This is a genomic window from Planctomicrobium mucosum, from assembly GCF_051466335.1.
GTDB lineage: Bacteria > Planctomycetota > Planctomycetia > Planctomycetales > Planctomycetaceae > Planctomicrobium.
The window spans coordinates 3732046-3757384 of sequence record NZ_CP195793.1; the positions used below are offsets into that span (position 1 = coordinate 3732046).

Here is a 25339-nt window from a genome sequence, read left to right on the forward strand (position 1 = left end):
TCTGTTGCGATGCGACAGGATCCAAACGCTGCGTCGATGGGCAATGAACATCGACGCAGTTTTTTGAAGGAGCAATGAAGTTGGCAGAAATCGCTCCTGATCACTGGAAACACTACACAAGCCAAACCAACTGGTTTCGGCTGCGATTTCCTCCACAGTGGATCCAGGAAGAACACTTCGGCGCTTTTGCTCTCAGACCTCCAGGATCGGATGCGATCATTGCGATCAATACGATCTGGGTCGATGCAGAAAATCGGGGACCAGTTCCGTCACTGCTCAACATTGCTAACCAGTTTCCTCAGACAAGAAACATCAAAAGTCTGGCCGCTGATCCACTCATCGACCACTCGATTGGAGTCATGCAAGGCGAAGCAGTGCTGACCCCTCCTCTCGGCTGGTGGGGAAAGCTCTGGAAAAAGGATGAATGGCGCACCTGGAAGATGTGGGGACTTCAACGTTCTCAGCTAATCGTTGTTGTGACGCTACTTCACCCCAAGGAAAGAGACCCCGAACTCGAAGCGATCACTCACGTCATGTTGCGTTGCCTCGAACTCCCCGAGCATCCAGCGGATCCTCCCGAAGTCTTCGCAACTAAAGCAGCCGATTTCACCCGGCGCAAATTCCCCTTGATCAAAGTGGAATTGCATCCAGACTTTAAATTGCTGATCGACACTTCCATTCTGAGTCTCACGAATTTCTACCGGGCTTATGTGCGTGAACCGGCGAAATTCGAACAAATTCTGCTTCCGGCGATTTCAACCGCCGTTCAAGTTCGTGATTGGGGAGAAACAGAACTCTCTCCACCGCTCGAACTTGTCAGGGATCGACTCATGCCGATGCTGTATCCCGAAGAGGCATGGAAGGGTTCTCACCACGCGATTGCAGGAGAGACATGGGTTGCCGGCTTAGTCGTACTTTATGTGGTCGATGAGGCGAATTCCTACTGGTTTGTTCGCAGGGATCTCATGGAGAAATGGGGGCTGTCTCAGGACGAAATCCATGAAATCGCTCTCGACAATCTCATGAGTTACTTCGAACGCGAGCCTGTCGATCTGGTGGTGAATCCCTCTCCCTCAGACGTACCCGCGATCCTGATTCCCAGCAAAGCAGACTCCTACAACGCAGCTAGGCTACTCTGCCACTCCTATCTCTCTCAGCTACGAATGGTTGCCGAAGGAGACCTGGCCGTTGGCATTCCCGGGAGAGATTTTTTCATGGCAGTATCTGCCAAATCTCCATCGATGATCGAGAGAATTCGTAGCCGCGTAAAAGATGATTTCAGACAGACAGATCACCCGCTGACGAATCGCATCCTCTTGGTGACGGCAGACGGAGTTTCGGAATTGGTTCAAGACGATGCCTACTGATGATTTTGCAGGAATACGCAGCAGTCTCACCTTAATGGGAACAGGCACCAGCATGGGAGTCCCCATGATTGCGTGCGATTGCCCGGTCTGTAATTCGCCAGACCCACGCGATCAGAGATTACGCACAGGCGTTTCAATCCGAAATGGCGATGAGGGGTTCCTCATCGACACCGGCCCCGAACTACGCCAGCAACTTGTCAGGGCAAGAATCAAAACATTGTCTGGAGTGCTATACACTCACGCACACGCCGACCACATCATGGGGTTGGATGACCTCAGAATCTTCTGCTTTCGACAGAAGAAACCGATGCCGCTGTACTGTGAAGAAATCGTACAGAAGGCGCTGCGAAACAGCTTTGGCTATGTATTTGAAGCTGGCAACGACTTGCACAATTTCAAGCCGAGCGTCGAATTTCGATCGATCACCGAAGCCCCCTTTGAACTTTGCGGGCTTAATGTGCAGCCAATTCGTCTGATTCACGGCAAACTTCCCATCTTCGGCTACCGGATCGAAGATGTCGCTTTTTGTACTGATGTCAGCGAAATCCCGGAGGGAAGCTGGAAGCATCTGGAGAATCTCCGCGTTCTGATTCTCGGTGCCATCAGGGATGAGCCACATCCAACACACTTCAATGTCGATCAGGCGCTGGAGGTGGTTGCCCGTTGTCGACCCCAGCAAACCTATCTCACTCACATTTCGCATTCGCTCCCGCACGAGGCAACGAATGCTCGCCTCCCCGACCATGTGCAACTCGCGTATGACGGGCTGACAATCGAACTCAGAGACTGATCTGACAAGAAGTTCCAAACCGGTGGACGCCAGCAAACAGGGTCAGATCGGAAGATTTCTCTGAGTTCGAATTGGTTCGATGATAGTGTCAACGAGGCCAGACCAACTCACAACAAACAACACAACACACTGACACAGTTACACTTACAAATACCATCCAAGCCCCTTTGGGTTTGCTGTTTGTCGACCAAATCCGCCTTCCAGCTTTAGCACGAAATCAGTGTATTTTCGCTGGAATCAGTCGCAAAACATGACTATGATCTGCGTTTCCGTTTTGCGGCGGTCGACTTCCGCACGGATGTCCGATTTCAGACTGAACAGAATATCTACAGATCCATGCCCAATACATCCAGCGCTAAAAAAGCTCTTCGTCAAAGCGACAAAAACCGTCTCTTGAACAGAACACAGCGTTCCGCTCTCCGTACGGTCATCAAGAAAGCTCGCGCTGCTGCTGCTGGAACAGATGAAGCGGTAGCTCAAGAAGCATTTCGCCTCGCAACCAAGAAACTGGACCAGGCCGCTGCCAAGAACCTGATTCATAAGAACGCTGCAGCTCGCACCAAATCTCGCTTGTCCAAGCTGATTTCAAAGAAGCCAGCCTAGTTCTGCGAGCGGCTCAAGATCTGGTTTAACGACCTGCTCTAAAGCCATATCAATTCGCAAATTAGAAATACCTCATGCGGTTCTCGATCTTCGAGACACCGCATGATCGCATTTATCGCTGCTTTTTCTGTATTGACTTCCCGGCAGAAAACATCGACCTTAGTGGAAACAACGATGTTCAATCAAACTGCCCACGTGCTGACTCTTCTCGCCTTCGCCTTTCACGTTATTGGCGGATGTTGCTCTCATCATTTGCATGCAGCAGATGCCGTAATAGTCGACGATCACCCGCAGCCCGAACAGCAGAAGCCGACGCGATGCTCCTGCTCCCATTCTTCATCGACAATTCTCGAAGAAGAGCGAACTCGGCAACCGCAAGCTTCACACGATCAGCGCAACGGAACTGCCCCGGACGATGAGAGTCATGGTGAAGAAGCCCCCTGCGAGGGGGGACATTGCCAGTTCATTGGCCAGCACTTTGCATCAGAGTTCCAGTGGCATCCGCTCGTGAAACCTGTTGATTGGCTGCACCTGCAGCAGGACCTCATCCAGGCGTCGGTCGACGTGGAATTGAGGACTCCTCCAATTCTTCAAACGCCCACAACGCCGCAGTTGCGTTGCTCTCTTCTCCAGCTTTGGCTCGTCTAGATCGCTCTCTGATCACCACTGACTTGAAGTCGAATTGTACGTCCCAACAGTGTGCGTACGCGCCCCGACGAGTCGACTCTCAATCGACAGTTTCTCTCTTACTGTCTTCTCCATCAACAGCACGTAAAGCGCAGCAGAACATGTCCACATCCACTCCGACTCGTCGATCGCGTGTTGCCGGTCTCGCACTTGCGGTCGTTGCTATCAGTCTGATCATCCCTGCAGCCATCACCAGTCAGCGCTGGCTTCCCGGAGTGATGCAGCGGCTAGGCATTGCAACCGAAAAAGGAAAGTCCGAGCCAGCAGAACATGATGACCATGATCACGGCCCGGACGACCCAAATTCACTCGAACTCTCTACGCAAGCACGAAAGAATCTTGGGCTGGATGCAACCACGGTTCAGGCAATTCAACCCAGCAACTTTCTTCGCACCATCGCAGTCCCAGCGGTGATTGTTCCTCGCCCCGGTAGGACGATCATCGAAGTCTCGACCCCTCTCACAGGCGTTGTTCAACACGTCCACGCCGTCACCGGTGAAGCGGTCGACACAAACTCGTTGCTGTTCGACATTCGGCTCACCCATGAGGATCTCGTACAAACGCAATCCGTATTCCTGCAAACACTTGGTGAACTTGACGTCGAGAAAAGAGAGATCAAACGACTCGAGTCGATTGCAGATTCCGGTGCAATCGCTGGAAAAACCCTGCTCGAACGCCATTACGCTCACGAAAAGCTGGCAGCGATGCTTGCCGCTCAGCGGGAAGCGCTGAAGTTGCATGGGCTTTCCAGTCGACAGATCGAGGAAATCGAAAAATCCCGCACGCTCCTCAGAGAACTCCACATCAACGCCCCTTCCGTGGATGAGCAAGCTGGAACCGAAGAGTTGCAACTCACGGCCGATATCCTTCAGCCAGTCAACGTGCAATCATCCGACAACTTCGGTGGCAATCAAGCTCCGGCGTTAACGATTGAACAGCTATTCGCCACCAAAGGTCAATCGGTTACTGCCGGCGATCGCCTGTGCACGTTGGCAAATTACGATCGCCTATTCATAGAAGGTCAGGCATTCGAACAGGACCTGGCAGCGATCAATCGCACTATCGCCAGCAACTGGCCCCTCACTGCCCTCTTTGACGATGGATCGCAGAAACGCGAAGTCGCAGACCTGAAATTAGCCTACGTTTCGAATTCGATCGACCCGAATTCGCGGTCGCTCTCGTTCTTCGTCGACCTTCCTAATGAGTTGATCAGCAACACGGTCAACGACAAAAATCAGCGATTTATCTCATGGAAATATCGAGTCGGACAACGATTGCAACTACTCGTCCCCGTTGAGGAATGGAAGAACGAATTCGTCCTCCCGGTAGATGCAGTTGTGCGGGAAGCAGCAGAATCATTCGTGTTTGTAAAAAATGGAGCAAAGTTCACCCGGACCTCTGTCCACGTGAAGTATCGAGACCAACGGTTTGTCGTTGTCGCAAATGATGGATCGATCCAGCCTCGACAACTCGTCGTGATGAAATCTGCACATCAACTTCAGATCGCGTTGAAGAACAAAGCCGGTGGAGGGGTCGATCCTCACGCTGGCCACAACCATTAGTCGTTCATCTCTCGACTTCTAATTAGTTGAACGTTCCTGAAACACTCTGACAGCAGATTCCAATGCTCAATGCCATTATTCGATTTTCTCTCAATCAACGACTGGTTGTGATTGCATTCGCCATCCTCGTCCTGGCTGCCGGCTACTGGCAGGCGACACACATGCCGATCGATGTGTTCCCCGATCTCAATCGCCCACGCGTAGTGATTATGACAGAAGCTCCGGGTCTTGCGCCGGAAGAGGTCGAATCACTCATCACATTTCCGCTGGAAACGGCCCTCAACGGCGCGAACGGCGTTGAGGTCGTCAGAAGCTCATCTGGTGTCGGAATCTCGGTCATCTACGCAGAATTCGGATGGAATACCGAAATCTACACAGCGAGACAGATCGTCACTGAACGCCTGCAAACTGTGCAGGACAGAATGCCCGCTGGCGTCCAACCACAGCTATCACCCGTCTCCTCGATCATGGGGCAAATCCTCATGCTGGCGATGTTCAGGGATTCTGGAGGCGATTCTTCAGACCTTGAACTAAGAACAATTGCAGACTGGGTCGTCCGCCAACGGATTCTCACGATTCCTGGAGTTTCGCAGGTCTACGTGATGGGCGGAGGAAGAAAGCAGTATCAGGTGCTGGTCGATCCAGCCGCGATGCTGCAATACGGAGTCACTCTCGATCAGGTCAAACAAGCAGTCGTCGCGAGTAACGAAAACGGCACCGGCGGCTATCTGGACCAGCAAGGTCCCAATGAACTTCTCGTTCGCTCTCTCGGGCGAATCCAGTCGCTCAATGACCTCAAGAACGTAGTGGTGACGATTCGAAATGGGCGCCCTGTCGCGCTCCAGCAAATTGCCGATGTCATTGAAGCCGCCCAGATTAAGAGGGGGGATAGCTCTGCATTTCTGAGAGACGATCAGGGAGAATTCTATGGTGGCCCTGCTGTCGTTCTCACCATCAACAAACAGCCGACTGCCGATACTCGACTCGTGACACAGGAAATCATGAAGGCGCTGGAAGACCTGAAGGTGTCATTGCCGCAGGGAGTTCACATTGAGCCGGTGTACTCGCAGGAATCGTTCATCGATCGCGCCATCGAAAACGTCGTTGAAGCATTGAGAGACGGCATCATTCTCGTCGTGATCATCCTGTTCCTCTTCCTGATGAACATCCAGACAACCTTCATCAGCCTGACTGCAATTCCGTTATCGCTGGCGATGACCGCTGTTGTTTTTCACTACTTCGGACTGTCCATCAACACCATGACATTGGGCGGTCTAGCGGTTGCAATCGGAGAACTGGTGGACGATGCAATTGTCGACGTTGAAAACATTTTCAGGCGTCTCAAAGAAAACCGTCAGCTCGAAAATCCGCGACCAGCAATCCGGGTCGTATTCGATGCTTCTGTTGAAGTCCGTAATTCGATCGTCTTCAGCACGATGATCGTCATTATGGTTTTCCTGCCCCTGTTTGCATTGGAAGGGATGGAAGGAAAACTCTTCGCGCCTCTCGGTCTGGCTTACATCGTCTCGATTCTGTGTTCGCTTCTGGTCTCATTAACCGTCACTCCTGTTCTTAGCTATTGGCTTCTGGGACGCTCAAAATCGACGCGAGAAGAGCACGATGGTCGATTACTTCGGGGACTGAAATGGATTGCAACGGGGATCATCAATTTCAGTTTGCAACACCCTTGGCTGAACCTTTCCGTAACTGCCATTGGAGTTGGAATTACCGGTTTTTTCTTGATGAATCTGGAACGCGATTTTCTCCCTCCGTTCAATGAGGGGACGGTTCAGCTCAACGTTGTCCTCCCCCCGGGAACGTCATTGGTCACCTCAATCGAGATCAATCAGATCGTCGAAAGGCGACTCTCCGAAGTCAAAGATTTGCAGCGATTTGCCCGCCGCACGGGAAGAGCTGAACTCGATGAACACGCAGAAGGTGTCAACATGACGGAATACCTTCTTGAACTTGATCCACATTCCACGCGAAGTCGCGAACAACAACTCGATGAAATTCGCGAGGCGATGGCGGACATTCCAGGCGTCGTCTCCGCAGTCGAGCAACCAATTGCCCACTTGATTTCGCATATGCTTTCGGGAGTCAAAGCACAAATCGGGATCAAACTCTACGGGGACGATCTCGACATTCTGCGACGTAAAATCCACGAGATGGAAGCGGCGATGAAGTCGGTTCCCGGCGTCAGAGATCTGCTCGTGGAACCACAGGTCATTATCCCTCAACTACGAGTGGAACTGGACCGGGACAAGCTACTTCTCTACGGCCTCACGCCTGCTGAGGTGAATCAATTCGTTGAAACAGCGATGAACGGGGTGGTTGTCTCCGAAGTACTCGAGGGGCAACGCACCTTCGACCTGCTGGTCCGAATGGACAGCGAATACAGAGAAAACATTGATGCTCTGCAACGTCTGACGATTGAATTGCAAGATGGAGGCCGAGTCCCCCTCTCTTCTGTTGCGAAGATCTATGAATCGGGTGGCCCGAATACCGTCAACCGGGAGAACGTCCGACGCCGGATCGTTCTGCAATGCAATGTCTCGGATCGTGGAGTAGTCGATGTCGTCGAAGACATCAAAAAGGCCATCGCCCCGGTCATTCAAACCCTCCCCGTGGGATACTTCGTTGAATACGGTGGACAGTTTGAAAGCCAGCAATCAGCTAGCCGTATGATCGGATTACTGTTCGCACTGACTCTCGTTGGTGTCTTCCTCGTGTTGTACACGATGTTCCGATCAGCAAACCTTTCCTTGCAAGTGATGGCTGCGCTACCAATGGCGTTTATCGGCTCCGTCGCTGCTCTCGTGATCACCGGGCAAACATTGACAATCGCTGCAATGGTGGGATTCATTTCACTGGCGGGAATCGCATCGAGAAACGGAATTCTCCTGATCAATCACTATTTGCACCTCGTCGAACATGAGGGAGAGCAGTTCACCAAACCGATGATCGTGCGTGCTGGTCTCGAGCGTCTCGCCCCGGTGCTGATGACTGCCCTGACTTCCGGGATTGGACTCATTCCGCTTGTCCTTTCAGCAGAAGAACCGGGGAAAGAGATCCTGTACCCTGTAGCAACGGTGATTCTCGGTGGCCTGATCAGTTCGACGCTTCTGGACTTCTTTGTTCACCCTGCTCTGTTTGAACTCTTCGGCCTGAAAGCAGCTGAGCGTGTCGTGAATGAAAACAAGCTGAACGCCGCTGACAGGCCCCCGTCTGTCGAACCAAAACACTGAGACCCGGATCACAAGTTATTGGGCGAGCGTTAGGTGTCCGATCAACGTGACCAAAGCTGTCTCACGAAAACACCTCACGCAACGCAGGAACTTCGCCGCTCGGATCCCCGGCAACCGAGCGGTTTTGTTGCCTTTCGCCCCACATCCATAGCACGCGGAGGCTATAATAAGGATTCAGACTGAAGTTGATGAAGTCTAATCTTGCTGATTGAAGGTCGAGTGCATGGTTCCGCTATCGATACTGGAATTGGGACGTGTCCGCGTCGGGAACGATCGCCGTCTGGCCCTTGATCAGGCTCGCGATCTCGCACAGGCTGCGGAGCAATGGGGATACCGACGTTTCTGGGTCGCCGAACACCATAATATCGGCTCGGTTTCCACAGCGGCCACATCGATCGTCATCGCATATGTCGCTGCTGCGACAAAAACCATTCGAGTGGGAGCGGGAGGAATTATGCTTCCCAACCATGCTCCTTACGTGATCGCAGAGCAATTCGGCACCTTGGCGACACTGTTTCCTGAGCGGATCGATCTCGGCTTAGGTCGTGCTCCTGGGACTGACCAGATGACGCTCCGCGCACTTCGTAGAACACCGATGGCATCAGACTCATTCCCTGAAGACGTTCTCGAGCTTCAGGCGTTTCTCGGACCAGTCCAGCCTGGCCAGCGAATCGAAGCAATTCCTGGATCCAACACGAACATTCCTCTTTGGATTCTGGGATCGAGTCTGTTCGGAGCGCAGCTGGCCGCGAAACTTGGCCTTCCTTATGGCTTCGCCTCGCACTTCGCCCCTCAGGCGCTCGATCAGGCAATGACAATCTATCGCGAGAACTTCCAGCCTTCTGACCAGCTTGCAACATCCTACGCGATGCCCGGGGTCAATATCATCGCGGCGGAAACCGATGAAGAAGCCAAGCATCTGGCAACCTCGCAGCAGATGTCATTTGCAGATCTGGTCAGCGGGCAAAGGTCTCTACTACGCCCGCCAATCGACGACATCGAAACCTATTGGTCAGAGCAAGCGAAATACCAGGCTGGACAAATGCTCGGATGCAGCATCATCGGAAGCCGTGACACTGTTCGACGCCAACTGGATCAATTCATCGATCGGACCGGTGCTGACGAAGTCATCATCGTGTCCGATATCTACGATGCTCAGAAGCGATTTCGCTCGTTCGAGATCATCGCAGAAATCGCAGGACAAACTTGACGCGGATCTTGGTCACCTCCGAAACGCCGCAAACTCGAACTATGCTTTGCGGATAAAATGCTCCGCATAGTTTCGGACCTGCCTCCCATTCAAGACATGAAACATTCGCAATTGCTGAACAGTTTCCTGACTGAAATGTGCGAGGGGAACATGCAACAACCTTTTGCCGAACTTCTTCGCGAGTCGTCTCCAGCCAAGTCCCGGTGGTGCCTGTGACAGCAGGGCGACGTGCTTCTCTTTTGAATGCAGGCAGCCGGCAGCGACCATCCGCTCTTCAATGGTATCTGCAAAATCGAGGCGAGGATCTTCCCAGATGTCCATAATTGGACGTGGCGGGAAGAGGAACATTGCTCCTCCATAGGTTGCCATGGCAATCCCTGGCCCGACCATTTCCTCACCGAGTTGCGTCGCAAAAAAAGCGAGTGTCGATTCATCTTGATGCTCGGCGAACCACGTAATTCTCCAGGGATAATCGCGAGGGTCTGCAGGAGAATCGAAAAGCATAATGACGCAATCGAGCTGCCCGCGGCTGGCTGGCAATTCTTTGACATACAGATTGCCGGTATGCCAGTTCCGGAGTGTCTCACGAACATCCAGACCATCCTTGAGACTCGTTGTAAATTTCTCAGTCTTCGCGAGGTCGTTCCCCAGCATGCTGAGTGCACGGTCTTTGACGTGGGTTCGAAATCGTTCGATCGCCACATCTTCGGGAGGCCAACTACAATGGCTATAAGGATTCCAACGCATTGCCCATTGTTGCTTGTCGATCTCCGGCGGCTTCCGGTTCAAAGAGCAGGTGCGCCATTCAACCGGCGTTCCGGGAAGACGGTTCTTCAACTCGATGACATTTCCATCGGGCAACTGCCCGCGGCCGGTCGACATCTGGAAGTCGCCCAACGGAAGCCATTCATCGAATGGATACTCTCTTGCCACCTCAGCGAGCGACAGTGCAAACTGATCCCCTGCCAATTGCTTGGCTGCCACAATCAATGTGTACAGATCCGGCGTCATCCTCTTTTCGACGAGGCAGAGATTGCGAACGTATCGTAAATACGTCGCGAGGAGATGAGGCGTAATTTTTCGGCCGCGATTCTTCAATTCCTTCCGATAGTGGTCACGAGCCACCAGTAGCATCTCTTTAACACCGTCGACCGAAAGATTTTCATCGCAATCCAGATTGAATCGTGACTGCTCATACAACCCGGTAATGAACGGCAGCTCTCCAAGCAGGAACATCAACGTCTTGGGGTCAACTCGATAGAGTTCTGTTTCGTAAACCTGTGGTTCGGACATCTCATCGAATGAGTTAGTCCGATAAGCATCCCGAATCCAGTGCCACTGCGCGATTGAGCAGATGAAAAGAATTGAGTCATGATTCTTTTCAAGCTCTCGCAATCGCTTCGCCATAAACTGAACTCTGTCGATCTGCTGTTCAGTCGACGGCGAAGAAGTCCGCACCATCACTGCAGCGGCAAACTTCTCGATGGGAACCTGCTTGATGGCGTAGGGATCAGGCATGACGTCGAATTGTTCTTCGAATGACTCCACTTCGACATCAATATAAGACCGAGAAATTCGTTCCTGCATCGCCAGTCGCAACGCTGCAATGACAGGCTGACAAGGATCGATTGGAACATAGCTGCTGATCGCGGGTGCCGGCTCACGTTCTTCCTGAGTCCATTCCGGATTGTGATCAGGAGCAGTTTCAGGCTGGACGGCGATTGTCACATTCGGAAGGTGCAGGATCCCCTCCTCGACCGAACGACGAAACGACTCCGGCAGAGGAACCGCCAGACAGTCGAATTTCTCAGCCAGCATGACCCGACGCACTTCAACAGCGAAGTCACCACTTCCATGCACGACAGGGAGGCAGCTAATGCGTGGACTGAAGCGAAGAATTTCGTGCATAATTTTCATTTCCTCAACGGAAATCTCTGACCGAAAGCGGACAGTCGAAAGGGGCCAACTGTCTCTGATTATTCTAAATGACACTGCCACCAAGGAGGAGAGTCAGGCATAGAGATTGTCCGATTACTGGCAATCGCCCGAGACACTCCGGGCGTTTCGCAGTTGTTCGGAAACATCCGGAAACTGCCGCGACAGATCATTCACTTCCCACTTGTCTTCCGGCTTACGAAACAGCATCACAGTCGGAAAAGGCACTTCTTGACTTACTTTCTGAGAAATCGTGAGCCATTCCGGAGTTCGTAGCGCCTCGACGCGATCGGATTCATATTGAATCTGTTTTCGAGGATGTTTCTCAAACCATTGAGCCGTCGACTCCGGCGTCTCGGACCCAACAATTTCGATCAATGCTGGGAGATCCTCCACAGCGATGAAATTGTCAATGCGATGCTGTTCCTGGTCCCCGACGCGATGAATCATGAGTGGAAGGTGAACGAGCGGTTCGGAGAGAACTTTGAGCCACTCTGGGCGATCGTCACAAAGACGCCGAACATCGCCGGAGGATGCCGTAACGACGATAACGTCCCCCTCTTCCAGAACATTCTCCAGCAACTCCAGCCAGACGCTGAATGCTGCATCGCATTGCCGGACTTGTGCTGAATGAGCGATCAGCGACTGTTGCCATGCGGGTCGACTCGCAAAGCTCTGAACGCTCACTGGTGCGATGGATGCAAGGAGTGCTTCCCCTTCACTTTCAAAATCACAGAAATCATCAGAGACAGAACTCGCAGCGATGTCCCACGCTCCTGCCGTGGCGTCGAGTTCCTCCGGAGTCGGTTCGCCAGCAGTAAAATGAATGAACACATCGGTTCCGGGCAGCTCATTCAAGAACTCGGAAAAATCACTCTCCTCTGGGACCTCTCCCGCACTGATGACGAGTTGGTGAGGAAAGTTGGCGACCTCTTCCGCATCAAGCTGATCACTTCGCACCAAACCCAATTCCGCAGCATCCTCGCGAAACTGCTTCAGCAAGAGTCCAGTCGCCGGGGACATGAAGAAGTTCTCAAAGACATACGAGTGACTTGCGAGAAAGTCAAACTCAGGCGTTTGAATATTCCATTCGCCATAACAGCCAAGTGAACATGCAGGAAGGTTCTCAAAACTCAGGACGATTACTCGCATTCTCGATTCTCAACATCAATGACGGTCAGGATTTCTCAACGTCCGAGTGTTCAACTTCAGTCTCCGCAGTGTCGCTGAGAACATCCGGATCAAGTTGACAATCCAATGCCAACCAATATGCGCGTGCGTGCCTGAAAAATAGCGTGGGGAACACGAGACAGAATGTGCCCATCCCCCACATCAGCGGAACGAGTGGCAATTCGAACCAGATCTTACAAACCACGAACACGATCGTCGTGATCCAAGCTGTCAGACCGTAGTTCACGTACATTGATCCCAGATAGTAGCCCGGTCCGCGATCAAAAAGGAAATTGCACTCTGAACAGCGAGTGTTCATGCGGAACAGTCCAGAGAAGAGTTTTCCCGCTCCGCAACGTGGGCACCTCAGTTGAAATGCACGCCAGAGCAAAGTCTCCGAGGTTGGGCGATCTTCATGTTGTTCGTGAGTCGACAATCAACCAGCCTCCACGCTTCTCAGTTTGTGAATCACAAAACACTCCATTGTACTGGATCTCTCTCCACTTCACTTGCCCAGACGGCCACGCTCGGAAATTGATTTGCGATGATCTTCGCAAGATTTTCAACTGCTGGTCGCTCAGTTCCGTAGTGCCCCCCAAGCACCATCGCGATTCCACGGTCTCGAGCCTCGAGAAACGTATGAAAACGGGCCTCTCCCGTGAAAAAGACCTCGCACCCCAAGTTAGCGGCGTCCTTCAGAAACTCTGCCGCCGATCCACAGGCAACCCCGACGGTTTGAACCATTCGCGAAGGATCACCAGTGAATTGGAGTGGAACTTCACCGAGCGATTGTTCTGACCCACGTAGCACACAGCGAACCTTTTCGATAAACCCTTTCAGAGAAATTGGTTGTGCAAGTTTTCCCCAGCGGCCTGCTCCGACGTCGCTATCCGATACCCCTCTGAGAGGGCTGATTTCGAGCAACTCCAGTGACTCAGCAAGCTGCTGATTTATACCCAACCGCGCACTGTCAAATGCCGTGTGAGGTGAATACACAGAAATTGAATTTTGTATTAATGAAACAATTAGTCTCCCCTCGGATGTTTCACTTGTTAGCTTCTGTATGGGACGAAACAAGATCGGGTGATGTGATATAATGAGGTCGACATCCTTGCTGATCGCCTCCTCTGCCACATCGGCCGTAAGTGTCAAACAAGTCATGACTCGATGGACGTTTCGCGAGGTTTCTCCGACCAGCAATCCCACGTTATCCCATGATTCGCTGATCCCTAACGGAGCAAATTCCGCAAGAAAACCCGAAATCTCATACAATCGAACTTCCATATAAATTTCCTTGCTATCGACCGGAGAAATTGAGCGGCTCCGCAAATCCAAAATGACGTCTACCCTTGATTGACACTCGCAAACTGTGTCATTATGAATCGCCCTCACCCAACAAGAGCTGCATCATTTCAATACACCCTCGCTTTTAAAAGTGGATCGTTTAGCATGCGAGTGAAGATTTCGGTACCAACAAGAACCTTCTCCGTCAACGTACGGTTAGGAATCCGAGCTGCGGTTGAAGCTGGAGCACAGGGCGTACAGTTTGACCTGCGATCTGAACTCCCTCAACATCAGTTCGGCGAATCTGCGCGACGCCAGCTACTGCACCATCTCAGCGAAAATCGACTGACCCTCGCTTCGGTTCACTTTCCGCTGAGAAGTTCTCTGATCCATCCGATCAACCTTCAGGAACGAGTCTACGCGCTCACAGAATCAATTCAGTTCGCTTCCAAGCTGCAAGCCCGAACAATGACACTTCGGATCGGGGCGCTGCCTGATGAAAACGACACTCGCAATCTGGGAACATTGCGCGCGGTTTTGAATGACCTGACAGCAGTTGCCACACGGGTTGGTGTGAATCTCTGCATTTTCACAGGGGCCGAACCTGTGCAGCAGACTCGCGAGTTCTTCACATCCGTGTCATCCGGAAAGCTCATGGTGAACGCTGATGTCGCCGCCTGGGTCATCAATCAGCAATCGATTTCATCACAGATCTCAGAGCTGCACGACATCATCGGGCATTTCGAGGTCCGCGACGCGATCACAGGTGTCGACGGGCGAGGTCGAGAAGTTCCGACGGGCCAAGGGGAAGTGGACTGGAACGAGTTCTTCGCGCTCATCGCGGAGATGGACTACTCTGGATGGCTGAACGTCGATCGAACTGAAGGAAGCGACCGAAGCGGTGATATCGCACGTTCGATCAGCTTCCTCAACTCGCTTCAGCCAAGACCCTCTGCTTCAGTTTAGAGCGACTCTCACAAGAGTGTCACGCACCGGCGGCCATCGACACAGCGTCTGCACGACCTATTGCCTGCATTCGCCGCCACACGTCCCTGAGACTGGGGCGAATCCCAGTCTGCGACGAGCTCCGTAACCGGGGGAATGATGAGTTTGAATCGAATTCGTCTCCCCCTCTTCGACGGAACGTCACTGCTCGAGCCTACCTGCGGCACTCAACAGAGCATACAGGCGGCGAGCTGAGTGGAGGGTGGCTTGCGATCTCGGACACACCATATACCCTGCCTGAACGTCCTACATCAAAGAGGCATTCTCAGACAAAAATGAGCGGAACCGGGACCGAATACATGTCCCAGTTCCACTCATTCGTTTGATTCCGCGACACGTCCCGGCATCTCTCATGGTCAGGCGAACGTTCAACTGACTTTGAGATTGCTGATCGCTGGCTCTGACCGCACCCCTTGTGAAAACTCCTGCATCAGAATTCGCATCTCGTTTTCAACTTCGGTCGTCATGTTCACTTTGACCAGCTGACGTTGAATCTCCGCTGCCCCTGCCGGCGACAAATCGGCATCTTCCAGCGAACCAAATCTGTCGGCAGGATTCGGAGCGATCATCTTGGAAACCAGTTCAACGAGCGTTCCATTCCTGGCCACATCTTTCGGCAGCAAATCCGGAATGCGGTGCCACATCTCTTTCTTCAAGTTAATCAGATCCTGACCATCAGCGACTCCCGCGAATGGGTATTTGCCGGTCAGCAATTCCAGCAGGACGTATCCCAGGCTGGCGAGATCCGACAACGGCGTATGACGTGCTCCTTCCAGCACCTCGACTGCGGCATATCGCGGGGTCCACGTCGGACGAACAGGGAACTCGTCTTTCATAAACGCTGACCCAAGGTCGATGATCTTGCAGTTTCCGGTCTGCTTCACCATCACGTTGGCAGGCTTGAGGTCTGCATGAATGATCCCCTGTCGATGCAGCGCAGCCAACCCAGACAGGCACTCACGGATCAATGCAATCGCCACTCCAGGCTTGAGACGAGACTGAAATCCGGCATCGGTGATGATCACATCGTTGATGTAGTTCCAACGGTCTGGTTCAACGGTCCGCTTCACTTGCTTCAGGAGCTTCGGAGTCGTCAGCTGTCGCAGGTCATAGCCATCGACCCATTCCGAAACCAGAACGAGAATCCCGCCGTACTCGACGACATTGTAGACGTCGACGAGGTGGTCCTGCTGAATTCTGGCCGTCTCCATGATGACGCGGGCCATCCGCGACATCTCAAGTCGATACGTATCGAGATCAGGGTAGCCGTCTGGACGATAGAATTTTAACGCAAGCGGGAAATTGACGCCGAATGCTCCGGAGCGATCAGCAAGAAACACGACCCCCTGCCCCCCTGCCCCGAGACGGGAGAGGAGCCGATAAGTCATTTCCCAAGCAACTTCTTTACTCGTGACAATCTGCTGATATCGATCCATCAATTCCGAAGTGGGATCGATCTTCATCGGCTGGCCGCTGAGCCCTGAGCCGTCGAACAATTGCGTTACATCCAACATAGAGGAGTTGGCATCCCTTTCAATTCCCATCGAGCGTCCATTCGAAAGCAAATTATACAATCCGTGAGACTGAGACACACGGGATCTCAACAAATTGAATGCGCTCCTGCACTCCATTTTCGTAAGCACGGGGCAATCTGCTTACACCTGACTCCCCGGTCAGATTCTAATCCCGTTCACGAGCAGATTGGAGAGCATTTTCGATGAACTTCTGACTTCTTGTCGGAAACGAACTGCGCCAGACACGTTAATTCAGCTCGGGGTCAGAGGCCAAGAGTTGCAAAGAGACCCCAATCCGGCGATCCAACGATCGATACCATTGAACTCGATTCGATTTTTTGAGACGCCCGGCAACCCGGTTTGCGAGACGCAGCGCATTTCTCGCGGGTAACCAATGCTGGAGTTCAAGGAGCCGAGTTGCCAGAACCTCTAAGGACCGCATTGTTTGAAACAAATTTCCAGACCGGCGGAAGTTCCTCCAACATTTGTCCAACCACGCGATCGATTCCTCAGTACTCGCGATCCGAGAGAGTTCAAATTCCACTTTCGCTGCCAGATCTGGATCCGCAATTTGCGACCGCAAATCCACCAAAGCGTTTTGAAGTTCTCGCTGACTAAACTCCGCCCGATGAGCAACGAGGGTCGCAAACTGGAGGGAAAGTGGAATCGATCCGGGCTCAGTTGTTGCAGACTGCTTGAAATAAAGCTTCAGAGCCCGCTGGTAATAATACTTCCCGAGTTCCTGACGCCCGGACCGCGAATGGCACTCCCAAAGCCCCAGAAAAACGCTCAGAAGCTGGCTTGGGTCCAAAACACCCTGGCCGATTTCTACTGCTCGCTCGTAGGCTGAAACGCCCTTTTCAGCATTTCCTTGGCATGCTTGGGACACACCAAGCATCATCCACAGACGAGGATCAGAACTGCGTAAAGCTGCAGACTCGAGAATACGGTCAATCTCGCCAAATCGCGATGAGCGCAAAGCGATCGATGCCAACTCTAAAGTGCGTTCAACACCCTGAGAATTCGCGACTGAAATCTCCAACAACATCCCCAACCCTCTCACCGAGGAGTGACGTACGCGGAGCGATATGTTCATGGACCTGAGAGGTGCCGATTTTAGCGAATGTACCGATTATGTCAATTGTGGCACCCCGGGCAGTTCCTAGAGCATCTCTCACGAGAGTGTGGCGTGCCGGCGGCGATAAACGCGGCCTTGAACGAGTTTTTGCCAACATTGGCTGCCACACACCCCCTAAGACAGTGGGGCTAGAGGTTCAATGCACCTGCTGGAGTATTCTCGGCAAGGTCAGCAATCATGAGCTCAGTCGCTCTCTCGACTGCCGATTCCCAGCGAGATTCGCCAAATTCCTGTGCCAGCGGCCCCTTCTGAAACGCGAACAAAATGCCGCGGGAGCTATTCACCAGTGCGCCGAGTCCTTTGGAATCGAACGCACCGGCGGTGTCCTGTGATGTCCCTCCCTGACTTCCGTATCCCGGTACCAGCAACGGGACATGCGGCATGACATTACGCAGAGTCGACAATTCTTGCGGGTAAGTCGCCCCGACCACTGCGCCGACTAGCCCATATCCCTCCCCTCCAGCAGTTTCTACGGACAGGCGTTCAACGTGGCCAGCGACACTCTCATACAGCGTTTGACCATCCGTCGTCCGATCCTGAAAATCACGCGCCCCCGGATTACTTGTGCGTACGAGAACGTAAAGTCCACCTCCTACGGTCTTTGCACGATCAATAAACGGCTTGAGAGTATCTGTTCCCATGTAAGGGTTGATCGTCAAAGCATCGGCCGCAAACGGGGCAGCTTGGGGATCCTCGCCGGCAAGATAGGCAGCCGCGTACGCCTCCGCTGTGCTTCCGATATCCCCCCGCTTTGCGTCGCAAACAACAATCAGGCCTGCCTTTCGGGCGTACGCAATCACATTTGCCAGCACATGAACTCCCCAATGCCCGCAATCTTCGAAGAAGGCGGATTGTGGTTTCACGGCAGGGACCAACGGAGCGACGACATCAATCACCCGCTTACAAAAATCTTCATAAGCAGCGGCCCGCATTTCAAAGACGTTTGAGTAATTCGCTTCTGCGTTCTTCCGAAGTTCAGACGGTAGCTGTTCCCACCGAGGATCCAACCCGACAAGCGCAGGGGTTCGTTTCTGTCGAATCTTTGTATGGAGTCTTGAAGAGAATGAGGTCATAAGAATCAAACTTCAGAAGTCTTTGAAGTGAACACAGCAATTCGCGGAAACCGGAAATGCAAAGATTAGTCAGTTTCGTTGACACCGACCATTATTCGTCTGGACAGAAAAAGGCGAAACCGAGTTAAATCCCGTCCGGACAACTCAAAATCTGTATTCCTCTCTGTCACGGATGGACACGTGGAAATCTTCCCAAAGCTCTGGCCTTACTTGCAACCGCATCGCACGAAGATTGGCGTTTCGATTGTGCTCGGTTTCATCATCGCTGCTTTGTGGGGAGCGAATCTGACTGTTGCGTTCCCGATCGTGAAGCTCTTGCTTGAAGACACAAGTCTTCATGAATATGTCGATCAGACGATCGCAACCGCCACCGCTGAAAAAGATGAGCTAATCGCAGAGCAGACTGTGATTGCCGGTAAACTCGCTGCTTTGGAAGCAGAGAGTATTGCCAAGAACGATGAGAAAGTCGTGGACCTGCAGCAGTCATTGGCCAAAAAGCAAAATGCGCTGGCAGGGTTTGAGTCAACGATCTACCGGTATAACTACCTCAAGTTGCACCTGATGCCATTCATCCCCAAGGACTCGTTTGAGACCTTTAAATGGCTGGTAATCCTGCTGATTCTGGCGACCGCCGTCAAAGCGGTGCTCATGTACATTCAGGACGTGCTCATCGGGAACGTCGCTGAATCGGCGATTATGGGCTTGCGAAAGGACATGCTCGATCGGACCCTGGATCTCGACTACCAGTCGTTGAGCCACGAAGGGCCAAGTGGCCTGATGTCCCGGTTCACTTACGACGCGGAACAACTTTCACAGGGAATTACTCTCCTTGGCGGAAGAATGATTCGCGAGCCACTGAAGTGCATCGCCTGTATGGTGCTCGCGATTTATTTCAATTGGCGACTGACTCTGTTGTCGCTGATTTTCATTCCATTGCTTGGCCTCTTCCTGAGTCGTGTTGGATGGATGCTCAAACGCGCCAGCCGCCGCATGATGGAAAGCATGTCGCAGATCTACAAAGTTCTGGAAGAAACCTTTGACGGCATTAAAGTCGTCGTTGGATACAACAACGGAAATCACCACCGCAAACTATTCGCCAAACAGTATGACGCGTATTTCGGCAAAGCGATGAAAGTGGTCCGCATCGATGCTGCTGCCAAACCGCTTCTGGAATTGCTGGGAATCATCGCCATGTTCGCGGCGCTTGTTCCCGGGGCCTACCTCGTGATGAGTGGTAAGACTGATATCTGGGGCATCCAGTTGACGAAAAACGTGATGGATGGCGCCGAACTCGGACTCATCTATGCATTACTCGCAGGCCTGCTCGATCCTTGTCGTCGCCTCTCGGGAATTTTCCCGCGCCTGAAGAAATCCGCCGCAGCCCTCGATCGCATCTTTGGCTTAATGAACCAGAAGTCACTGATTGTCGATAGTCCAGAGCCAATCAATCTGGGACGTCACTCAAAGTCCATTGAGTTCCGCGATGTCTCTTTCTGCTATCACCACAAGAATCCGAATTCACAGCGAGGCATGGTCCTTGAACATGTCGATCTGAAAGTGAACTTCGGCGAAGTGGTCGCGATTGTTGGGCAGAATGGCTGCGGAAAATCGACGCTCGTCAACCTGCTCCCCCGATATTACGACCCGGAAGCGGGAGATGTCTTCATTGATGGACACCCAATGAAAGACGTTTCGCTGGATGAATTGCGATCTCAAGTCGGCATCGTCACTCAGGACACCGTTCTGTTTGATGGGACGTTGATGGATAACATTCGCTATGGCAATGAATCAGCGACTCGCGCTGAAGTGGAAGAGGCTGCTCGCCGGGCTCATGTCATGCCCATCGTTCAGTCGCTGCCTCAAGGCTTCGACACCATGCTGGGCGGAAAAGGAAAAGATCTTTCCGGCGGTCAACGACAACGCGTGGCGCTTGCCCGAGTCATACTTCGCAACCCTGCCATTCTCATTCTGGACGAAGCAACATCAGCTGCTGACCCGGAAAGCGAATCCTTGTTACATCAGGCACTCAAAGAGTTCGTTAAGGGACGTACAACGTTCCTGATCTCACACATGATCTCGCAGAGCCTCTTGGATTTCGTGACGCGCATCGTGGTGATGGAGAATGGAAAAGTGGTCGCTTCGGGGAGCCATCAGCAACTGCTGGAAACCTGTCCGCTTTATCATCGGCTGTATCATTCCCCATCTCGTCAGCTCGGAGTGGTCTCCAAGGCTGCCTGAATTGAAAGCTGATTCCAACCAGTTTTTAATCCACACTCAATTCAAAAGCACCGAACAGAGCGATTCTGTTCGGTGCTTTTTTAATGGTTTTATCGCATTTTCGCAAAACAAATAGGGCACTATTGATCTGTCGGGTAGCATCATTCCAGAATTCCGTCATCGCATCATTCAATTCTCCCCATTGAAATCGTGAGGATTCACATGCACACCGTCTCTCCTCTCCTTTTCATCTCGAAGAACTGGATGGTACTCATTCTCGGCCTCGTCTTCGCCGGGTGTCAGAAACAAGCTCCGCCGCACGTAGCCGTTCCCGACGAGTACCATCTGGGAGAGCAAGATGCCGTGATCAGTGCGGAGATACTGAAGATTCCTGTGGACGACCTGAGGAAGTTGGATCTGGTATTGCCGGGATCCGACACTTCAGTGCCGCCCTGGGTCGGAACACGTTCTACAGAGCCATTCGACGTCAAAGCGTTTTTAAAGGAACGTGTTCCTTTTGAGGGAAACGCTGCCCCGATTTATCTCCTCGCCTGCGATGCCGTGACCCCTTTTTTTGTTTACCTGTATCCACCTGAGAAACAAAAGGAGGTTTTCGAGAATCGAAAAGTATTGATGGAACAACGCGAAAATTATTCGAATCTTGACCTGATGTTTGAAGGAGGCTATCCGCTGGAGGAATTAGAAATTCTCCTGCAACAAACCACTCCTGCAATTGCAATGCTTGACTTTGCACAAACGAAGCCGAAGTGCATTTTCATCACCGGGCAATCCGTGCAATCGCTGATTCCGCATGCTCAATCCCAGCGGACGTTTGCACGCTTGGCCGCAACTGAAATTTACGTCGCAATCAAAAAGCATGATTTTGATGATGCCTTCGCTGCTGCCCGACGCATTTTCCGAATGGTTAAAGATTTTCGTCCATACGGTTTCGTCATCGGTGAACTCGTCGGAGTTGCGTGCGAAAATATCGTCTTGAAAGCACTCGCGACTTCGGTGCTCGCAGACGATCAGCTGACCAGTGAGCAATGCGACCAAATCATTAAGTTGCTTCTGGAATCTTCGACTGATTGTCGCGACCGTTTGAGAAACGCGTTGAAGATGGAATATGTCATGTTTGGAAATGTCATTGAAGATGATGCGGCAACTCATCTCATCATTCCGGTCATGAAGTTGTCGGCGACTGAATCCGAACCATTAGCTTCACATCGGGTTAACTTGCCACTTGAACGGCGTACTCTTGACCGGAGATACTCGCTCGCGTTTGCAGAACTTGATCGTCCCGTTCATGAACTAATCCAAGACCTCGCTCACTCTTCGTTATCGAAAGATGTGGAGACGTCGTCGAGCCGATTTCGGAGAGGGAGCGACTACTTCCCCTGGAAGTACTCTGAACCAGTGATCATGAATATTTTGACGCCGGGCATACTTTTGAACCTCCCCAATTTCGCTGAATCAGATGCACTCATGGGGGCGACACTTTGTTTAACTGCGATTCGACGATACCAGATCGTCCACGGTCACTTGCCAGAAACAATTGGTGAGGCCATCAAAGAAGCTGGAATCTTCGAGGCTCCATTGGATCCCTTTTCAGGACAGCCCTTTCTCTATCTGATCCGCGACGGCATGCCAGTCGTCTATTCAATTGGCCCAGACCAAAAGGACGATGGAGGGAGAGACGTTCCCAAGCCAGACCGCGACAGGGATGTCGTTGTGACGTTCAAGCCGATTCAAAAGGCCGAGTAGTGGAATATTCCCTATCAAAAAAGAACGACGAGCCTGTGTGGATGGATTCCATCACTCAGACTCGTCGCATTTCTAGCGAATCAGAATCCGCCGACTATTTGGGAACGTCCACTTTGATATGGAGGTCCCGAAGCTGACGATCGTCCACGTCGGATGGTGCCCCCAACATCAGGTCTGCCGCCTTCTGTGTCTTCGGGAACGCAATTACGTCGCGAATGTTATCACTTCCAGTGAACATCATCACCCAGCGGTCCAATCCCAGTGCGATTCCCGCGTGCGGAGGTGCACCGTATCGAAGAGCCTGCAACAGGAAGCCGAATCGATCTTCTGCCTGCTCAGGGGTAATCTTGAGAAGATCGAAGATCTTCTGCTGAATAGCTGGATCGTGAATACGAACGCTTCCACTCGCTGACTCGTATCCATTGCAGATGAGGTCGTAGGACTGAGCACGAACACGGCCCGGATCGGTCGTGAGGTACTCAACGTCTTCTGGGTGGACGGCGCAGAATGGATGGTGTTCTGCGTCCCAGCGGTTTTCTTCTTCGTTCCATGTACAGAGAGGGAAGTCGAGAACCCATGCGCAGTTGATCTCAAGTGGATCGTACAGCTGAAGGTCTTTTCCAAGGAAGCTTCGCAGGGCAGCGAGTGCCGCTGAAGAAACTTTGAACGTGTCTGCCACGAAGAGCAGCAAGTCGCCGTTCTCGGCTTCCATCCGTTCAATGATGGCCTGATGCTCAGCTTCTGTGAATCGCTTCGCGATTGACGAATCGAGCTTGCCATCGGTCACTTTGAAATAGGCGAGCCCCTTTGCTCCGTAGTCGCCGACGAGATTCTTGAAGTCGTTGTCGAGAATACGGCGGCTGTACTTCTCAGCACATCCCTTCACGCAAAGACCGCGAACTTTATTGCCGGCTTCAATGGTTCCTTTGAACACTGCGAAATCACAGGTGGCTGCGATGTCCGAAATGTCTTTGATCTTCATTCCGAAACGGAGGTCTGGCTTGTCAGACCCGTAGTCTCGCATCACTTCCGCGTGGGTGTAGCGAGGAAGTGGGAGTTTGATCTGCTTGCCCTGTAGGCGTTCCACCAGACGACCGACGAGCCCGTCGACCATGTTCAGAATGTCTTCCTGCTCGACAAACGCCATTTCGAGATCGATCTGTGTGAACTCTGGCTGGCGGTCTGCACGAAGGTCTTCGTCGCGGAAGCAGCGTGCGATCTGCATGTACCGATCGTATCCAGCCACCATCAGAATCTGCTTGAATAGCTGAGGCGACTGTGGCAGTGCGTAGAACGCTCCTTCGTGAACGCGGCTAGGCACTAAATAATCGCGAGCCCCTTCTGGAGTGCTACGACCCAGAATTGGAGTTTCGATGTCGAGGAAGCCATTTTCGTCGAAGTAATCGCGGACAACCTTTGTCAGCTTGTGACGAAGAATAACCTTTTCCTGCAATGCGGGACGGCGGAGATCGATGAATCGATACTGCAGTCGCAATTCTTCGTTCGCCACATGTTCGCTACGTGGCTCGAACGGAGGTGTCTTGCTCTTGTTGAGAATGGTCAGAGACGCAGCACGCAATTCGACATCGCCGGTTGCGAGTTTTGGGTTCTTGTTTTCGTCACCACGAGCAACCACTTCACCAGTGACCTGAATCACGTCTTCGTGGCGCAATCCGCTCGCCTGAAGCTGGATATCGCTCGATTCATCCAATCGGAATGCGATTTGGGTGATTCCGTATCGATCGCGCAAATCGATGAAGACAACCCCGCCGTGATCGCGATACTTGTCGACCCAGCCGCACAGCGTCACTGTCTGGCCTACTAGATCCGAGCGAAGTTCACCACAAGTTCGAGTGCGTAACACGGAACGGATATCCTTATACTGCTTTACTTTAAGAAAGCACGTTCGGCTTTCATTGCTGCCGGTTCACAGATCATTTCTGAAAATGCCCTGCAGCTGAAGGAATTTGAAGCGGGCATTATAGAGAACTCCCGTTCACTCACAACATCTCAGCCTGAATCCTTATTTCAGGTGAGAATGACGAGGTTTCCTCATTCAATCTGAGGAGTGGACGCAATCAGAGGAGTGCACGAGTTACCGGTAGAAGTCTATGAACTGAATCTCAATCGTCGCTGGATTGGATTTCAGGAACGCCGACGGAATTGTGACTTCGAAACACTTACTCATTCGTTCTGCTTCGGGACAACAGCTCTGATTGAGCCGAACCTCGGCGAAAAGAGGGTCTGCCGCAGCAACCTCCGATTCATCCTGACTGGGGAGAAGCCGTTTCCGTGCGCTGAATTCTCCAGTTCCCTCGCCGGCCAATCCGTGCCAACTCCACAGGAGGGAGATTTTCTCTGTCGATAGCTGCAACGACTCCATCCCGTTCAGATGCAGCCGTAAAGTTGTTCGCGGCCGACCCTCCTCCGGACGATGAATCACTCCGCGACCGATTCCGGTTTTGCTCTTGATAGAAATGAGTTGGCCGTCCGTCGCTTCTAGCGTTTCAGCCTGGTCTGAATCCTTCTGAAACTCCACCATCGACAGAACTGATTTCTGGACCGGTTTCGGTGGAAGTGTGGCCTCCTGAATCTCGTCTGCGATGACAGCACTCCTCAGGAGAAGCAAGGCCCCAAAAACGACCGCCAAGTGCAGACGAAACAATTGCATTTCCATTGCCTTTCCGCGAAGCCCACCGCCTCTGTCACTGGATACAGACTTTGGCGATTCCATAAACTGTTGCAGGTTCCATTTTCACCAGAGAGGGCGTC

19 protein-coding genes are annotated in these 25339 nt (G+C 52.4%); 10 read left to right on the plus strand and 9 right to left on the minus strand.

Annotated elements, in window-relative coordinates:
* Window positions 1–74 precede the first annotated feature (74 nt).
* From SH668x_RS14860 to SH668x_RS14890, 7 genes are all read left to right on the plus strand, one after another.
* A complete protein-coding gene (locus SH668x_RS14860) occupies window positions 75–1367 on the plus strand; it encodes a DUF1444 family protein (protein WP_437185849.1) in 1293 nt (430 codons plus the stop codon).
* Entirely contained in the window at window positions 1357–2157 is an 801-nt protein-coding gene (locus tag SH668x_RS14865; RefSeq protein WP_437185850.1) for an MBL fold metallo-hydrolase, read from the plus strand. Before SH668x_RS14860 ends, SH668x_RS14865 begins: the two co-directional genes overlap by 11 nt.
* Before the next feature lie 336 nt (window positions 2158–2493).
* Window positions 2494–2760, plus strand: coding sequence for a 30S ribosomal protein S20 (gene rpsT, locus SH668x_RS14870; RefSeq protein WP_437185851.1), 267 nt, complete (start codon window positions 2494–2496; stop codon window positions 2758–2760).
* A gap of 174 nt (window positions 2761–2934) precedes the next feature.
* Complete coding sequence (locus tag SH668x_RS14875) at window positions 2935–3408, plus strand: hypothetical protein (protein ID WP_437185852.1); 474 nt, start codon at window positions 2935–2937, stop codon at window positions 3406–3408.
* 140 nt (window positions 3409–3548) lie between these two features.
* Window positions 3549–5009, plus strand: coding sequence for an efflux RND transporter periplasmic adaptor subunit (locus SH668x_RS14880; protein ID WP_437185853.1), 1461 nt, complete (start codon window positions 3549–3551; stop codon window positions 5007–5009).
* Window positions 5010–5071: 62 nt separating this feature from the next.
* Entirely contained in the window at window positions 5072–8257 is a 3186-nt protein-coding gene (locus SH668x_RS14885; protein WP_437185854.1) for an efflux RND transporter permease subunit, read from the plus strand.
* Window positions 8258–8480: 223 nt separating this feature from the next.
* Window positions 8481–9467 (plus strand): LLM class flavin-dependent oxidoreductase, encoded by a 987-nt coding sequence (locus SH668x_RS14890; RefSeq protein WP_437185855.1) that lies wholly within the window; start codon window positions 8481–8483, stop codon window positions 9465–9467.
* Window positions 9468–9506: 39 nt separating this feature from the next.
* Here SH668x_RS14890 and SH668x_RS14895 read toward each other — a convergent pair whose 3' ends face one another.
* From SH668x_RS14895 to SH668x_RS14910, 4 genes are all read right to left on the minus strand, one after another.
* Window positions 9507–11375, minus strand: a complete 1869-nt coding sequence (locus SH668x_RS14895) for a hypothetical protein (RefSeq protein ID WP_437185856.1) — start codon at window positions 11373–11375, stop codon at window positions 9507–9509.
* A gap of 123 nt (window positions 11376–11498) precedes the next feature.
* Window positions 11499–12554: a hypothetical protein gene (locus tag SH668x_RS14900; RefSeq protein ID WP_437185857.1), complete on the minus strand. Its 1056-nt coding sequence runs from the start codon at window positions 12552–12554 to the stop codon at window positions 11499–11501.
* 25 nt (window positions 12555–12579) lie between these two features.
* Window positions 12580–13008: a DUF983 domain-containing protein gene (locus SH668x_RS14905; protein ID WP_437185858.1), complete on the minus strand. Its 429-nt coding sequence runs from the start codon at window positions 13006–13008 to the stop codon at window positions 12580–12582.
* Window positions 13009–13040: 32 nt separating this feature from the next.
* Window positions 13041–13856 carry a Nif3-like dinuclear metal center hexameric protein gene (locus SH668x_RS14910; RefSeq protein ID WP_437185859.1) on the minus strand — a complete coding sequence of 272 codons (816 nt, stop codon included), beginning with the start codon at window positions 13854–13856 and terminating at the stop codon, window positions 13041–13043.
* A 165-nt stretch (window positions 13857–14021) separates the two neighbouring features.
* On the opposite strand from SH668x_RS14910, the gene SH668x_RS14915 reads away from it, so the two are divergent.
* The gene (locus SH668x_RS14915) at window positions 14022–14822 is read left to right on the plus strand and encodes a sugar phosphate isomerase/epimerase family protein (RefSeq protein ID WP_437185860.1); all 801 of its coding nucleotides are present in this window, start codon (window positions 14022–14024) and stop codon (window positions 14820–14822) included.
* A 407-nt stretch (window positions 14823–15229) separates the two neighbouring features.
* On the opposite strand, the gene SH668x_RS14920 is transcribed toward SH668x_RS14915, so the two are convergent.
* The 3 genes from SH668x_RS14920 to pyrF all read right to left on the minus strand — a co-directional run bounded on the left by SH668x_RS14920 (window position 15230) and on the right by pyrF (window position 18586).
* The gene (locus tag SH668x_RS14920) at window positions 15230–16375 is read right to left on the minus strand and encodes a serine/threonine-protein kinase (protein ID WP_437185861.1); all 1146 of its coding nucleotides are present in this window, start codon (window positions 16373–16375) and stop codon (window positions 15230–15232) included.
* A gap of 247 nt (window positions 16376–16622) precedes the next feature.
* Window positions 16623–17423, minus strand: coding sequence for a hypothetical protein (locus tag SH668x_RS14925; protein WP_437185862.1), 801 nt, complete (start codon window positions 17421–17423; stop codon window positions 16623–16625).
* A gap of 218 nt (window positions 17424–17641) precedes the next feature.
* A complete protein-coding gene (pyrF, locus tag SH668x_RS14930) occupies window positions 17642–18586 on the minus strand; it encodes an orotidine-5'-phosphate decarboxylase (protein ID WP_437185863.1) in 945 nt (314 codons plus the stop codon).
* A gap of 180 nt (window positions 18587–18766) precedes the next feature.
* Here pyrF and SH668x_RS14935 point away from each other — a divergent pair, with 180 nt between their 5' ends.
* Both SH668x_RS14935 and SH668x_RS14940 read left to right on the plus strand, forming a co-directional pair.
* Window positions 18767–20824 carry an ABC transporter ATP-binding protein gene (locus tag SH668x_RS14935; RefSeq protein WP_437185864.1) on the plus strand — a complete coding sequence of 686 codons (2058 nt, stop codon included), beginning with the start codon at window positions 18767–18769 and terminating at the stop codon, window positions 20822–20824.
* Between the two features lie 201 nt (window positions 20825–21025).
* Window positions 21026–22567, plus strand: a complete 1542-nt coding sequence (locus SH668x_RS14940; RefSeq protein WP_437185865.1) for a hypothetical protein — start codon at window positions 21026–21028, stop codon at window positions 22565–22567.
* A gap of 94 nt (window positions 22568–22661) precedes the next feature.
* Here SH668x_RS14940 and aspS read toward each other — a convergent pair whose 3' ends face one another.
* Both aspS and SH668x_RS14950 read right to left on the minus strand, forming a co-directional pair.
* Window positions 22662–24431: an aspartate--tRNA ligase gene (gene aspS, locus SH668x_RS14945; protein WP_437185866.1), complete on the minus strand. Its 1770-nt coding sequence runs from the start codon at window positions 24429–24431 to the stop codon at window positions 22662–22664.
* A gap of 231 nt (window positions 24432–24662) precedes the next feature.
* Complete coding sequence (locus tag SH668x_RS14950; RefSeq protein ID WP_437185867.1) at window positions 24663–25238, minus strand: hypothetical protein; 576 nt, start codon at window positions 25236–25238, stop codon at window positions 24663–24665.
* Between the last annotated feature and the right edge of the window lie 101 nt (window positions 25239–25339).